Below are 252 nucleotides of genomic sequence, written 5' to 3'. Positions count from 1 at the left end.
GGAACCGCGGCATCCCGAGGTACGAGAACGCCGCCGGAGCGTTGGGCACGAGCCCCGTCACGATCGAGCGCACCACGCGCAGGGCGGTCCGGCGCACATCGGTGGTCGTGAGGTCGCGCGTGAGCACACGGTGTCCACGAGCGCGCAGGCGCTCGTACACCTCGTCCATCGTCACCGGGCTCATCGTGCTCAGCGGATGCACCCCCTGCGCGGGCGCACGGAAGCGACGCGCCTGGTCGTGCACGGTCGGAT

The 252-nt window shown here is 71.4% G+C and carries 1 protein-coding gene; it reads right to left on the bottom strand.

Annotation, left to right across the window (positions count from 1 at the left end; translation table 11 throughout):
• The coding region (locus tag ACY0MJ_RS22455; protein ID WP_462640777.1) for a hypothetical protein at window positions 1–252 on the bottom strand (252 nt) is incomplete at both ends.

It is taken from the genome of Ramlibacter sp. bp-362 (assembly GCF_054956735.1).
Note: the sequence above shows the minus strand (reverse complement) of the source record. Positions and strands in the feature narration are given on the sequence as shown.